Origin of the sequence: Streptomyces fungicidicus, from assembly GCF_003665435.1 — a bacterium.
Taxonomy (GTDB): Bacteria; Actinomycetota; Actinomycetes; order Streptomycetales; family Streptomycetaceae; genus Streptomyces; species Streptomyces fungicidicus.
The window spans coordinates 5,423,856-5,437,345 of sequence record NZ_CP023407.1 but is presented as its reverse complement, the minus strand read 5'-3'; the positions used below and the strand labels follow the sequence as shown (position 1 = coordinate 5,437,345).

Below are 13,490 nucleotides of genomic sequence, written 5' to 3'. Positions count from 1 at the left end.
CCTTGGCTGTCGGACCGGGCAGGCCCCTTACGCCTTCCACTTCTCCCAGGACATGTTCCACCCGTTGAGGCCGTTGTCCGGGGCGATCGTGGCGTCGTCGGAGTTCTTCACCTCGACCACGTCGCCGAGGAGGGAGTTGTTGAAGAACCAGGCCGCCGGGGCGCCCTTGTCCCAGCCGCCGCGGACGTCGCGCAGGCCGACGCAGCCGTGGCTGGCGTTGCGGTTGCCGAAGGCGTCGCCGCCCCAGTAGTTGCCGTGGATGAAGGTGCCGGAGGTGGACAGGCGCATGGCGTGCGGAACGTCCTTGATGTCGTACTCGCCGCCGTAGCCGACCGTCTCGCCGTTCATCCGGGTGACCGTCAGCTTCTCGCTGATGACCATCTTGCCGTTCCAGGTCTCGTAGCCGGGCGCGCCGGTGGTGACCGGGATGGTCTTGACGACCTTGCCGTCCCGCTTGACCTTCATGGTGAGCTTCTTGGCGTCGACGACGGAGACCTGCTCGCGGCCGATGGTGAAGGAGACCTTCTTGGACTGCTTGCCGTAGACGCCGTCGCGGCCCTCGACGCCGTCGAGGTTGAGGTCGACGGTGACCTTGGTGCCGGCCTTCCAGTACTTCTCCGGGCGGAAGTCGAGGCGGTCGTTGCCGAACCAGTGGCCCTCGACCTCGACGGCCGGCTCGGTGGTGATGCGGATGGCCTTCTCGACGTCCTCGGGGTTGGTGATGCCCCGGGTGAAGCGGAGGGAGAACGGCATGCCGACGCCGACCTTGGAGCCGTCCTCGGGGGTGAAGCTGCCGATGAAGGTGTTCTCCGGGGTCAGGGTGGTGAAGTCGGAGTCCTCGGCGGCGGTGCGGCCCTCGGAGTCCTTGGCGACCGCGTGCACCGTGTACGTGGTGGAGGCGGCCAGATGGGTGGACGGCGTCCAGGTGGCGCCGTCGCCGGATATCTCCCCGTCGATCCGGTCGCCGTCCCGGTTCTTGACGACGACCTCGGTCAGCTTGCCCTTGCTCGCGTTCACCTTCAGCGCGCCGCTGGTCTCGACGGACTTCGCGCCGTCCTCGGGCGCGATGCTCACCACGGCCTCGGACTGCTTGCTCTGCGCCGCGGTGGACCCCTTGCCCGTGCCGCTGCCCTTGCCGTCGCCCGAACCCTGTTCCGATCCTCCGCCGCCGCACGCGGTGACCGCCAGCATCACGCCGATCGCCAGCGCCGCCAGCCTCCTGCCGCCGTGCCCCCGCGCGCCGTCCGGCGCCGCCCCCGATATGGGCCCCACGTTCACTTGTTTCTCCCCTCGGCGGTCCCGGCCTGCCTGGCCGGGCCCGCGCCCCCGCGCGCCCCTCGCGCGCTCGGGCATAGTAACCACAGGCCAGAGGGGTTTGCGGCGGCGGGATTGTCACCGTTCCGTTCCAAGTACGACGGCCCGCCCGAGGGTTGGGGTCAGCGTCGCGTCACCGCGCCGCCCGCCGTCCACTCCCGCCAGTTCATGTTCCAGCCGCCGAGGCCGTTGTCCGGGGCGACCTGCTTGTCCTTGCTGTTGACCACCTCGACGACGTCGCCGACCAGACTGCGGTCGAAGAACCAGCCGGCCGGGGTGTCCGCGCCGCCGCCCTTCACGTCGCGCAGGCCGACGCAGCCGTGGCTGATGTTGCGGTTGCCGAAGGCGTCGCCGCCCCAGTAGTTGCCGTGCAGGAAGGTGCCGGAGCTGGTGAGGCGGATGGCGTGCGGGACGTCGGGGATGTCGTACTCGCCGCCGAAGCCGACCGTGCGGCTGTTCATCCGGGTGACCTCGAGCATCTCGGTGATCACCATTTTGCCGTTGTACGTGGGCGTCTTCCGCGCGCCCGCCGTGACCGGCACGGTGGCCAGCAGTTCCCCGTCGCGGCGCACCCGCATGGTGTGGGCGGCGGCGTCGACCACCGACACCTGGCTGCGGCCGACGGTGAAGGTGAAGGTGCGGCGCTGAAGGCCGTAGACGCCCGGTGCTCCCTCGACGTCGCGCAGGTTCAGGTCGACGGTGACCCTGGTGCCGGGTTTCCAGTAGCGCTCGGGGCGGAAGTCCAGGCGGGAGTCGCCGAACCAGTGCGGGCGGATCTCGACGGCGGGGCGGGCGGTGACGGTGACGGCGCGCTCGACGGCCGCCCGGTGCGCGATCTTCCGGTTGAACTCCAGGGAGACGATCATCCCGGTGCCGACGGTGGAGCGGTCCTCGGGGGCGACGTAGCCGATGAAGCGCTCCCGGGGGACATGGGTGGTGAACTCGGTGTGGCGGGCCGAGCGGCGTCCGGCGCCGTCCACGGCCACCGCGTCGACGGTGTACTTCGCGGCCAGCGACAGCCGTTCGTCGTCGGGCTTCCAGGTCAGCCCGTCACCGGAGATCCGCCCGGGCACCGGGGTCTCCCGCGCGTCCTGCGACACGACGACCTCCACGGACTCCAGCCGCCCGTCCGGCACCCGTACCCGCAGCGGGGAGCCGGGACGTACGTCCTCGCTGCCGTCCTCGGGCGAGACGCGGATGGCGTCCCCGGGGGCCGGGGGCCCGGGCGCGCCCGGGACGGCGGTGCCGTCCGCGGTGCAGCCGGCGGCTCCGGTCAGCAGTCCTGCCCATGTCACTACGGCGGCCAGCGCGGCCCTCGCGCGCCGCGCGCGCCCTTGTACGTACCTCACGCGGTACCCAACGACGGTCCTCGCCTCCGGGAAACGACCATGCCGCCCCCCGGGGAAACGTGAGTGCGAGGCGCGGTCTGGGCAGAACAGTGGGAGGACGACACGCCGGGAGCCGCGGCCGGAGCCGATGAGACGGGCCGCCGACCCCTGTCCGCCGTCGTCCCCCACGAGCCGCGGGAGGCTGACAGGTGTCCAGCGCAGCCGAGCAGGAGGCGGTGGCCGGAGAGCGGGCCACCGGGGACGGGCGCCCGGCCGCCGTCGTGAACGGCGTGCGCCCGTCGCCGCCCGTGGCCACGGTGCCGGTGCGGCCGGGCCGGCCGACGCCCCTTGGCGCCCGGTTCCGGGTCGGGCCGGACGGGGTGGCGGGCACCAACTTCGCGTTGTGGGCGGGCGGGGCGGAGGGGGTCGAGCTGTGCCTGTTCGACGAGCGGGGCAGGGAGAGCAGGGCCCGGCTCACCGAGCTGACGCACGAGATCTGGCACGGCTTCGTGCCGGGGGTGCTGCCGGGGCAGCGCTACGGCTTCCGGGTGCACGGCCGCTGGGACCCGTGGACCGGCGCCCGCTGGAATCCGGCGAAGCTGCTGCTGGACCCGTACGCGCGTGCGGTGGACGGCGACTTCCGGCTGCCGCCGGAGGTGTACGGGCACGTCAGGGACTGGCCGGAGCAGCATGTCGCGGACACCGTGCGCGACGACCGGGACTCCGCGCCGTACGTCCCCAAGGGCGTGGTCGTCCATGACGACGACGACTGGGCGGACGACCGCCGGCCGAAGACGCCGTGGGCGGACTCGGTCATCTACGAGCTGCACGTCAAGGGCTTCACCCGGCGGCACCCGGGCGTCCCCGAGGAGCTGCGCGGCACCTACGCCGGTCTCGCGCACCCCGCGGCGGTCGAGCACCTGGTGGCACTGGGCGTCACGGCGGTCGAGCTGCTGCCGGTGCACCAGTTCGCGCACGAGGACCATCTGCTGCGCCGCGGTCTGAGCAACTACTGGGGCTACAACTCCATCGGCTACTTCGCCCCGCACGCCGGCTACGCCGCCTCCGGGACGGCGGGGCAGCAGGTCGGCGAGTTCAAGCGGATGGTGCGGGCCCTGCACGCGGCGGGCATCGAGGTGATCCTCGACGTGGTCTACAACCACACCGCCGAGGCGGGCGAGCTGGGGCCCACGCTGTCGCTGAAGGGCGTCGACAACCGCGGCTACTACCGGCTCCAGCCGGACGCGCGCAGATACGCCGACTACACGGGCTGCGGCAACACGCTGCACGTCGTGCAGCCGCAGGTGCTGCGGCTGATCACCGACTCGCTGCGCTACTGGGTGACGGAGATGGGCGTCGACGGCTTCCGCTTCGACCTGGCGGCGGCGCTGGCCCGTTCGATGCACGACGTCGACATGCTGTCGCCGTTCCTCGCGGTGATCGCCCAGGACCCGGTGCTGCGCCGGGTGAAGCTGATCGCCGAGCCGTGGGACGTGGGGTCCGGGGGCTACCAGGTGGGCGCGTTCCCGCCGCTGTGGACGGAGTGGAACGACCGGTACCGCGACGCCGTACGGGACTTCTGGCGGCACGCGCTGCCGGACGTGCGGGAGATGGGCTACCGGCTGTCCGGGTCGAGCGACCTGTACGCCTGGGGCGGGCGCCGGCCGTACGCCTCGGTCAACTTCGTCACCGCGCACGACGGTTTCACCCTGCGCGACCTGGTGTCGTACGACCGCAAGCACAACGAGGCCAACGGCGAGGGCAACCGCGACGGCACGGACGACAACCGCGCCTGGAACTGCGGCGCGGAGGGCGAGACGGACGACCCGGACGTACGGGCCCTGCGGCGGCGGCAGCTGCGGAACCTGCTGACCACGCTGCTGCTGTCGACGGGGGTGCCGATGCTGGTCGCGGGCGACGAGATGGGCCGCACCCAGCGCGGCAACAACAACGCCTACTGCCAGGACAACGAGAGCGGCTGGGTGGACTGGGGGCTCCTGGACGACCCGGAGTGGCGCCGGCTGCTGGAGCTGACCTCCCGGCTGATCGCCCTGCGCCACCGCCATCCGGTGCTGCGCCGCCGGGCCTTCTTCTCGGGCCGCGCGCACTCCGCGGACGGGCTGCGCGACCTGGCCTGGTTCACCCCGCACGGCACGGAGATGACCGAGGGCGACTGGTACGCGCCGGCCGCCACGCTCGGCATGTACCTCTCCGGGCGGGACATCCCGGGGCGCGACGAGCGGGGGGCGCAGATCCTCGACGACAGCTTCCTGGCCGTCCTGCACGCGGGGGAAGGGCCGGTGGAGTTCGAGCTGCCGGGGCCGCCGTGGGCGGAGCGGTACGAGGTGGTCGTGGACACCGCGCGGGAGGAGCAGGACCGGGCGCCGGGCGTGGAGCACCGCGCGGGGACCCGGATCACGGTGCCGGGGAGGTCGGTGCTGCTGCTGCGGGCCGGCTGAGCGCGGCTCAGCGCTTGAGGAACTTCAGCAGGTCCGCGTTGAACCGGTCCCGGTGGGTGATGAACAGGCCGTGGCCCGCGTCGGGGTACTCGCGCAGCTCCGCGCCCGGCACCAGTGCGGCGGTGCGCCGGCCGGTGCGCTCGATCCGGGCGGAGGCGTCGGCGGCGCCGTGCACGACGAGGGCGGGCACGTCGAGGGCGGCCAGCGCCTCGCGGTGGTCGTACCGGAACGCCGCCTCGAAGAGCCGCGCGAGGGCCCAGGGCGCGGTGGACAGGCACTGCCCCATGGTCCAGTCGATCAGCGCGGGCGAGACGTCGTTGCCGAGGTGGGTGGCGAACCAGGGCTGGGCCCGGTCGGCGAACCACTTGGGCCGGTCGGTGCGGAAGGCGTGCAGCGTCGCCTCCAGCGCGGCCTCCGGCGCTCCCTCCGGGTTGTCGTCGGTGAGCAGCAGGAACGGCAGGACGGCGGAGACGAAGGCCACCCGGGCCACCCGCTCCCTTCCGTGCCGGGCGAGGTACCTCGCCACCTCGGCGCCGCCGACCGAGTGGCCGATCATCGTCACGTCCCGCAGGCCGAGGTGGTCGAGCAGCGCGGCGATGTCGTCGGCGGAGGCGTCGAGGTCGTAACCCTCGGAGGGGCGCTCGGAGCGGCCGTGGCCGCGCCGGTCCAGGGTGACGCAGCGGTAGCCCCGCTCGACGAAGTACGGGATCTGGTACTCCCACATGTCGCCGTTCAGCGCCCAACTGGCGACGAACAGCAGGGGCTCGCCCTCGCCGTGCTCCTCGTAGGCGAGCCGTGTGCCGTCGTAGGTCTCGAAGAACACGGGGTCCCCCTCGGTGATGTCGCCGGGCGTCTCCCGGACCGGACTGCTCCAGTGTCGGCCGGGCGGCCCGGGCGGGCGATTCCCTCAGGGGTAATGGCGGTGCTGGGTACGGCCGTTCAGCCGAGGATGCCCCGGTCGTACGCGACCGCCACCGCCGCCGCGCGGTCGTTGACGCCGAGCTTGGCGTACACGTGGGTGAGGTGGGTCTTCACGGTCGCCTCGCTGATGAACAGCTCGCGGGCGATCTCCCGGTTGGAGGTGCCCCGGGCGACCAGGGCCAGCACCTCGCGCTCGCGGGCGGAGAGGGGTTCGCTGCCGGGCGCCCTGGGGGTGCGGACGGCGGAGACCAGGCGGGAGGCGACGGCCGGGGAGAGCACGGTACGGCCCCGCGCCGCCGCGCGGACCGCGGTGAACAGCTCCTCGCGGGGCGCGTCCTTGAGGAGGTAGCCGGTCGCGCCCGCCTCGATCGCGGGGATCGTGTCGGAGTCGGTGTCGTACGTGGTCAGCACCAGCACCCTGGCGCGGGCGCCCCGGCGGGTCAGTTCCCGGATGGCGTCGACACCGCCCCCGCCCGGCATCCGCAGGTCCATCAGGATCACGTCGGGGTCGAGGACGGCGGCCCGTTCCAATGCCCCGACGCCGTCGGCCGCCTCGCCGAGGACGCGGAATCCGGGCGCGGTGTCGAACATGCCGCGCAGACCGTCGCGTACGACGGGGTGGTCGTCGACGACGAGGAGCGTGATCACTGCGTCCTCGGTCACGGCGTCATGGGTCATGGCGGACCAACGGTACGCGAGCCGATACGGCGGTTCCCTGGCCGGGTTCCGACTCGACCGTGAGCGCCCCGGCGACGCGCTCGGCGCGGGCCCGCATGCCGTCGAGGCCGAACCCGCCGGCGCGGGTGCGGGCGCGTTCCCGGGCGGCGAGCGGGTCGAAGCCCCGTCCGTCGTCGCGGATGTCGAGGGTGACCTCGTCGCCCATGTACGACAGGGTGACGCCGGCCCGGCCGGCACGGGCGTGGCGGGCCGCGTTGGACAGTGCCTCCTGGGCGATGCGCAGCAGGGTGGCCGCCACCTCGTCGTGCAGCGGCTCGGTGGCGCCGGTGACCGTGAACCCGGCGCGTACCCCGGTGCGTTCGGACCACTCCGTGACGGTCTCCCGCAGCGCCTCGGGCAGCCCTTCGTCGGCCAGGGCGACCGGGGCCAGGTTGTGCACGGAGCGGCGGGCCTCGCCGAGGCTGTGCCGGGCCAGGGCGAGGGCCCGGTCCATGTGCACGTGGGCGACGGCGGGTTCGGGGGTGTTCGCCGCCACCTGGAGCTGGGCGATGATGCCGGTGAGTCCCTGGGCGAGGGTGTCGTGGATCTCGGCGGCCAGCCGCCGTCGCTCGTCGGCGATCCCGGCCTCCCGTGCCTGGACGAGGAGTTGGCTGTGCAGGGCCGCGTTCTCGTCGAGGGCCTGCTGCAACGCGGTGTTGGTGCGCTCCAGTTCGGTGATGGTCTCGACACGGGCGCGGGAGCGGGCCTCCTCCAGCGCGGCGAAGTGGCCGAAGAGGGCGACCAGTACGGCGTTGACGGCGAGGATCGCGCCGAAGAGCGCCCAGCCCGTCGGCCCGTTCGGCGGCAGTCCGCCCGACTGGGAGCCGGCGAGCGTCACGGCGGTGGCGAACAGGGCGGGCAGGTGCAGGCGTCGGGGCAGCAGGTGCTCGGCGCCGAAGTAGCCGATGGCCGCGTAGAAGGCGAACAGCGGGTTCAGCCAGGTGAGGGCGAAGCCGAGGGCCCAGCGGACGGCGTAGTAGCAGGCGCCCGCCGGGGAGGGGCCCGGGCGGGTGCGGGCGGCCCGGTTCCACCAGAGCTGGAGCAGCAGGGCGGCGGCGATCAGAACGACGCTCGCCCGCCGCTCACCGCCGGTCATGCCGAGCGCGTCGGCGGCCGCCAGGGAGACCGCCGAGGCCATGGCCAGCAGGGCGTACGGCCCCCAGCGGTGGAACACCGCCCACCGCTCGTCCAGCGTCGTCACGTCCCGCATCCCGTCAGTGTGGGCCACGCCCGTGGTCATTCCCAGCGGAACCAGCGCGCGGCCGCCGCGCCGAGCAGGACCGTCCAGGCGAGCATCACGACCAGGTGCGTCACGTCCGGCCGGCCGCCGGCGGCGGCCTCGTCGAGGGCCTGCGCGGCGGCGCCGAACGGCGTGAAGCCGACGATCCGGGCGAGCACGTCCGGCATGGCCCGCACCGGCAGCCACACTCCCGCGCAGAACATCGCTGGGAACATCGCGGCCGATCCGATCGCGCCGGCGATCTTCGTCGTACGGGACAGGGCGGACACCAGGGCGCCCAGGGCGAGGGAGGCGAGCACGGCCGTCAGCAGCGCGAGGAGGTAGCCGAACGGCTGCCGCGGAAGGGGGACGCCGAAGGCGAGCCGGCCGGCCGCGAGCGCGATGAGGGCCGCGAACAGGGCGGCCCCGCCGAACACCAGCATCTGCGCGGTCAGCAGGGCCGCGGGCCGTACCGGTGTGGTGGACATACGGCGCAGGATGCCGCGTTCGCGGTAGCCGGTGAGGGTCCCCGGCATGCCTTGCAGCCCGCCGAGGATCAGCCCGAGCAGCACGGTCACCGGCACATAGGCGTCGACCGGGCGGATGCCGCCGAAGGACGGGTCGGGTTCGCGGAAGGACGGGATGGAGCCGAGGATCACCAGCAGCAGGGGCGGGAAGAGCAGGATCCAGAAGACGGCGCCGGGTTCGCGCCGGAAGAGCCGGATCTCCGTTCGCAGTACGGCGGTGTCGAGGATGCCGGTGCTCATGCCGTGGTCTCCGTGAGGTCCAGGAAGGCGTCGTCCAGGGTGGCGTCGGTGACGCGGAGCTGGTGGGCGGTGACGCGGGTGCGGGCGAGGAGGGTGAGGACGGCGTCGACCGTCTCGTCGGTGCCGGACAGGGTGAGCCGGCCGTCCTGCCTGCGCACCGACGCCAGTCCGGGCAGCGCGGCCAGCTCCGCGTCGTCCAGCGGGGCGGACGGGGTGAAGCCGATGACGGTGGCGCCCGCGGAGCGGCGGATCAGCCCGGCCGGGGTGTCCAGCGCGGCGACCCGGCCCCGGTCGATGACCGCGACCCGGTCGCACAGCCGCTGTGCCTCCTCCATGAAGTGGGTGACGAGGAGGACGGTGACGCCGCCCGCCCGGATGTCCTCGATGAGCTCCCAGGTGTCGCGCCGGGCGCGGGGATCGAGGCCGGTGGTCAGCTCGTCCAGCACCACCACGCGCGGGTCGCCGATCAGGGCGAGCGCGATGAACAGGCGCTGCTTCTGGCCACCGGACAGCTTGGCGAACCGGGTGGTCAGTTTCGGTGCCAGGCCGAGCCGTTCGGCCAGCGGGCGCCAGTCGGCGGGGCGCGGGTAGAAGGAGGCGTACAGCTCCAGGGCCTCACGGACGGTGAGTTTGGGCTGGAGTTCGCTCTGCTGGAGCTGGGCGCCGAGGAGGCGGGCGACCTCCTGGTGGTCGGCGACCGGGTCGAGGCCCGCCACGCGCACCCGTCCGGAGTCGGGGACGCGCAGGCCCTCGACGCACTCCACGGTGGTGGTCTTGCCCGCGCCGTTCGGGCCGAGGATCCCGAAGATCTCGCCCTCCTCGACGGTGAAGGCGACACCGTCGACGGCCGCACGGTCTCCGTAGGACTTGCGCAGGTCGGTGACGTCGATGACGGACATGGCTCCAGCGTCGCCGCGCGGGGACGCCCGGTACATCGGCCGTCCCGCTCGAACGGGTATCGGCCGATCGGCTGATGTGCGGGTACGACCTTCCCGTAGCCGCAGGTCGTAGGACCAGCGGTGGAGGACGGTCCGGCCAAAACTCGGTGGGCAGTGTCAGTGGTGAACCGTAGGCTCGCTGCTGATGCCCACTACACCTTCTCCCCCGGAAGCCCGCTCCGCCGTGCGCACGCTGCTGCGGCTGTGGCCGTTCGTGCGGCCCGTGCGGGCGCGGTTGTTCACCGCCGCGTTCATCGCCGTCCTCGCCTCCTGCATCGGGCTGGTGATCCCGCTCGTCCTGAAGTGGATGGTGGACGGGCCGATCGCCGACCGGGATCCGGCGGGGGTGTGGCTCGGCGCGCTGTACCTGCTGCTGCTCGGACTGGCGGAGGCGCTGCTGTTCGGGTTCCGGCGGTGGCTGGTGGCGCGTCCGCTGTCGCACGTCGAGGCGGAGATGCGGGCGGAGCTGTACCGGCACCTGCAGCGGCTACCGGTCGCCTTCCACGACCGGTGGCCGTCGGGGCAGTTGCTGTCGCGGGCCACCACGGATCTGATGCTGCTGCGCATGTTCCTTGCCTTTCCGCTGACGTTCCTGCTGGTCAACGGGGTCACGATCCTCGTCGGCGTGATCATCATGCTGGTGCAGGACTGGACGCTGGGGCTGGTCATCCTGGTGCCCGCCGTGCCGGTGATGATCACGTGCGTCGTCTTCGAGAAGCGGTACTCGCGGGCGGCCCGGCTGGCCCAGGACCAGGTGGGTGACCTGACGACGGTCGTCGAGGAGGGCGTGCTCGGCATCCGGATCATCAAGGGGTTCGGGCGGCACCGGAGTCAGGCGCGGGCGTTCCGGGAGCTGTCGGGGAAGCTGCGGGGGACGGAGCTCCACAAGGCGCGGCTGCTGGCGACGATCCTGGGCGTCATCGTGACGCTGCCGGAACTCGCCATCGGGGCGGCGCTGGTGCTGGGCGCGGTGCAGGTGGCGGACGGGACGCTGTCCGCGGGAACCCTGGTGGCCTTCCTGTCCACGGCGCTGGCGCTGCGCTGGCCGGTCGACTCGATCGGCTTCCTGCTGGCGATGAGCCAGGAAGCGGCAACGGCCACAGAACGCTACTTCGAGGTACTGGACGCCCCCCGGGAATCCAAGGATTCCCTGGCTGCGGGGAGTCGGGACGCCGGAGACGGCGGAGACGTGGGCGGGCTCGCCTTCCGGGGTGTCAGCTTCCGCTACCCCGACGCCCCCTCCGACTCCCCGCCCGTGCTCGACCGGATCGACCTCCACATCCGCCCCGGCGAGTCCCTGGCCCTCGTCGGGGCCACCGGCAGCGGCAAGACCACGCTCACCGCACTCGTCCCGCGACTGCACGAGGTGTCGTCCGGGCGGATCACGCTCGACGGGACGGACATCACCGCCATGTCCCGCGAGGAGCTGCGCGCCCGCGTCGCCGTCGCCTTCGAGGAACCCACCCTGTTCTCGGCCAGCGTCGGCGAGAACGTGCTGATGGGAGGCGGCGCGGCCGGCGACGGGGACCTGGAGCGCGCCCTGGGCGTCGCACAGGCCGACTTCGCGTACGCGCTGCCGCGGGGCGTGGACACCCAGGTCGGCGAGCAGGGACTCAGCCTCTCCGGCGGGCAGCGGCAGCGGCTCGCGCTGGCCAGGGCGGTGGTCGGGCGGCCCGACTTCCTGGTGCTCGACGATCCGCTGTCCGCGCTCGACGTGCACACCGAGGCCGCCGTCGAGGCCGCCCTGCGCCGGGTGCTCGCCGACACCACGGCCCTCATCGTGGCCCACCGGCCCTCCACGGTCCTGCTCGCCGACCGTGTCGCCCTGCTGTCCGGCGGCCGGATCACCGCGGTCGGCACCCACCACGAACTGCTGCACACCAACCCCGAGTACGCGCACCTGATGTCCGGCGACCCGGCGGGGGAACAGGAGGACCAGCGATGACGGCGGCCACCACCGCACCCGTCCGGGACGAGGACGAGGACGACGGCCGGACACCGGCGGGCGGCGACCCGTTCGACCGGGACCAGCTGCCCGCTCCCCCGGGAGCCACCGGCGTACTCCTGCGTTCGCTGCTGTCGCCCCTGCGGGGCAGGGTCGCCGTGACCGCGCTGTTGCTGCTGCTCCAGCAGGCCGCGGTGCAGGCCGGCCCGCTGCTGGTGGCGTACGCCATCGACCGTGCCGTGCCCGCGTTCCGCGGGAACGACCACGGGCCGCTGATCGCGGTCGCGGTGGGCTATCTGCTGTGCGCGGTGGCGGCCGGCGCCCTGCAGTACGGCTTCGTCACCGCCTCCGCCCGGGTCAGCCAGGACGTGCTGCTCGATCTGCGCGGCCGTATCTTCCGCCACGCGCAGGCGCTGAGCGTCGACTTCCACGAGCGCTACACCTCCGGGCGGCTCATCTCCCGCTCCACCACCGACGTCGAGTCGCTGCGGGAGCTGCTGGAGGAGGGGCTGCAGGAACTCGTCATGGTCGTCCTGTCGGCCGTCTACATCTCGGTGCTGCTGCTCTGGCTGGACCTGGGGCTGGGTGCCGTGGCGGTGGCGTCGTTCGTGCCGCTGTACCTGCTCGTACGGTCGTACCAGCGCCGGGCGGGGCGGGTGTACCGGAAGCGGTCGACGGCCATCGCGTCGGTGATCGTGAAGTTCGTCGAGACGATGAACGGCATCCGGCCGGTGCGCGCGTTCCGCCGGGAGGCCGCCAACGACGCCGACTTCGCGGTGCTGAACCGGCGGCATGAACGGAGCAACGGCGACGCGCTCCTCGAGATGGCCCGCTATGTCGTCGGCTCCCGGATCACCGCCAACACCACGGTCGCGCTGATCGTGCTGTGGGGCGCCCAGCGGGTCGCGGACGACACGCTGGAGCTGGGTGTGCTGGCGGCGGCGGTGCTGTACCTCCGCCGGCTGTACGACCCGATCGACCGGCTCGGCATGTTCCTGAACTCCTACCAGTCGGCGGCGGCCTCGCTGGAGAAGATCGCCGGTCTGCTGGCGCAGACCCCGTCGGTGCCCGAGCCGGCGTCCCCGCGGGAGCTTCCGGAGCGGCGGACCGGGCTCCCGGGCCGCGAGGTGGTCTTCGACGACGTGCGGTTCGCGTACCGCACCGGCGGCGAGGTGCTGCCCCGCTTCGGCCTCACCCTGCCGGCCGGGCAGACCGTCGCGGTCGTCGGGTCGACCGGCGCGGGCAAGTCGACGCTGGCCAAGCTGCTCGCCCGGTTCTACGACCCCACCGACGGCCGGGTGCTGCTCGACGGCCTGGACCTGCGCGACCTCACGGGGCCCGCGCTGCGGCGCGAGGTGGTGATGGTGACGCAGGAGGCGTTCCTGTTCTCCGGGACGGTCGCCGAGAACATCTCGATCGGGAGGCCGGACGCCACCCGTGCGGAGGTCGAGCAGGCGGCGAAGGAGATCGGCGCCCACGACTTCATCGCCGCCCTGCCCGACGGCTACGACACCGACGTACGCAAGCGCGGCGGCCGCATCTCCGCCGGTCAGCGCCAGCTGGTCTCCTTCGCGAGGGCGTTGCTGGCCGACCCGGCGGTGCTCATCCTGGACGAGGCGACCAGTTCCCTGGACATCCCCGGCGAGCGGGCGGTGCAGCGGGCGATGGCGACGGTGCTGAAGGGGCGTACGGCGGTGGTGATCGCCCACCGGCTGTCGACGGTGGAGATCGCCGACCGGGTGCTGGTCATGGAGCACGGGCGGGTCGTGGAGGACGGCAGCCCGGCCGAACTGATCGCGGGCACGGGCAGGTTCGCCGACCTGCACCGGGCCTGGCGGGACAGTCTGGCGTAGGTCCGGCGGCGTGCGAGGGGGGAGCGAGC

At 72.9% G+C, this 13,490-nt stretch carries 10 protein-coding genes; 3 read left to right on the top strand and 7 right to left on the bottom strand.

Features of this window, described 5'->3' with window-relative positions; all coding sequences use genetic code 11:
* Positions 1-27 precede the first annotated feature (27 nt).
* Both CNQ36_RS24975 and CNQ36_RS24970 read right to left on the bottom strand, forming a co-directional pair.
* A complete protein-coding gene (locus CNQ36_RS24975) occupies positions 28-1,278 on the bottom strand; it encodes a L,D-transpeptidase (RefSeq protein WP_206278503.1) in 1,251 nt (416 codons plus the stop codon).
* 158 nt (positions 1,279-1,436) lie between these two features.
* On the bottom strand, positions 1,437-2,663 hold the full coding sequence (locus tag CNQ36_RS24970) for a L,D-transpeptidase (protein ID WP_121547602.1): 1,227 nt from the start codon (positions 2,661-2,663) through the stop codon (positions 1,437-1,439).
* Positions 2,664-2,851: 188 nt separating this feature from the next.
* On the opposite strand from CNQ36_RS24970, the gene glgX reads away from it, so the two are divergent.
* Complete coding sequence (gene glgX / locus CNQ36_RS24965; protein WP_121547601.1) at positions 2,852-5,101, top strand: glycogen debranching protein GlgX; 2,250 nt, start codon at positions 2,852-2,854, stop codon at positions 5,099-5,101.
* A gap of 7 nt (positions 5,102-5,108) precedes the next feature.
* Here glgX and CNQ36_RS24960 read toward each other — a convergent pair whose 3' ends face one another.
* From CNQ36_RS24960 to CNQ36_RS24940, 5 genes are all read right to left on the bottom strand, one after another.
* Positions 5,109-5,924 (bottom strand): alpha/beta fold hydrolase, encoded by an 816-nt coding sequence (locus CNQ36_RS24960; RefSeq protein ID WP_121547600.1) that lies wholly within the window; start codon positions 5,922-5,924, stop codon positions 5,109-5,111.
* Between the two features lie 116 nt (positions 5,925-6,040).
* The gene (locus tag CNQ36_RS24955; RefSeq protein WP_121547599.1) at positions 6,041-6,700 is read right to left on the bottom strand and encodes a response regulator; all 660 of its coding nucleotides are present in this window, start codon (positions 6,698-6,700) and stop codon (positions 6,041-6,043) included.
* Entirely contained in the window at positions 6,690-7,979 is a 1,290-nt protein-coding gene (locus CNQ36_RS24950; RefSeq protein ID WP_121547598.1) for a sensor histidine kinase, read from the bottom strand. The genes CNQ36_RS24955 and CNQ36_RS24950 overlap by 11 nt, the downstream gene beginning before the upstream one ends.
* Positions 7,976-8,725, bottom strand: a complete 750-nt coding sequence (locus tag CNQ36_RS24945) for an ABC transporter permease (RefSeq protein ID WP_121547597.1) — start codon at positions 8,723-8,725, stop codon at positions 7,976-7,978. Before CNQ36_RS24945 ends, CNQ36_RS24950 begins: the two co-directional genes overlap by 4 nt.
* Complete coding sequence (locus CNQ36_RS24940; RefSeq protein WP_163013362.1) at positions 8,722-9,624, bottom strand: ABC transporter ATP-binding protein; 903 nt, start codon at positions 9,622-9,624, stop codon at positions 8,722-8,724. The genes CNQ36_RS24945 and CNQ36_RS24940 overlap by 4 nt, the downstream gene beginning before the upstream one ends.
* Before the next feature lie 184 nt (positions 9,625-9,808).
* Here CNQ36_RS24940 and CNQ36_RS24935 point away from each other — a divergent pair, with 184 nt between their 5' ends.
* A complete protein-coding gene (locus CNQ36_RS24935) occupies positions 9,809-11,608 on the top strand; it encodes an ABC transporter ATP-binding protein (protein WP_121547595.1) in 1,800 nt (599 codons plus the stop codon).
* Positions 11,605-13,461: an ABC transporter ATP-binding protein gene (locus tag CNQ36_RS24930; protein WP_121547594.1), complete on the top strand. Its 1,857-nt coding sequence runs from the start codon at positions 11,605-11,607 to the stop codon at positions 13,459-13,461. The genes CNQ36_RS24935 and CNQ36_RS24930 overlap by 4 nt, the downstream gene beginning before the upstream one ends.
* Positions 13,462-13,490: the final 29 nt, after the last annotated feature.

What these genes read in the sequence shown, in the direction of transcription:
- CNQ36_RS24940 (WP_163013362.1), bottom strand. Translation starts at nt 9,624, where the DNA reads ATGTCCGTCATCGACGTCACCGACCTGCGCAAGTCCTACGGAGACCGT.
- CNQ36_RS24945 (WP_121547597.1), bottom strand. Translation starts at nt 8,725, where the DNA reads ATGAGCACCGGCATCCTCGACACCGCCGTACTGCGAACGGAGATCCGG.
- CNQ36_RS24935 (WP_121547595.1), top strand. Translation starts at nt 9,809, where the DNA reads ATGCCCACTACACCTTCTCCCCCGGAAGCCCGCTCCGCCGTGCGCACG.
- CNQ36_RS24955 (WP_121547599.1), bottom strand. Translation starts at nt 6,700, where the DNA reads ATGACCCATGACGCCGTGACCGAGGACGCAGTGATCACGCTCCTCGTC.
- CNQ36_RS24950 (WP_121547598.1), bottom strand. Translation starts at nt 7,979, where the DNA reads ATGACCACGGGCGTGGCCCACACTGACGGGATGCGGGACGTGACGACG.
- CNQ36_RS24930 (WP_121547594.1), top strand. Translation starts at nt 11,605, where the DNA reads ATGACGGCGGCCACCACCGCACCCGTCCGGGACGAGGACGAGGACGAC.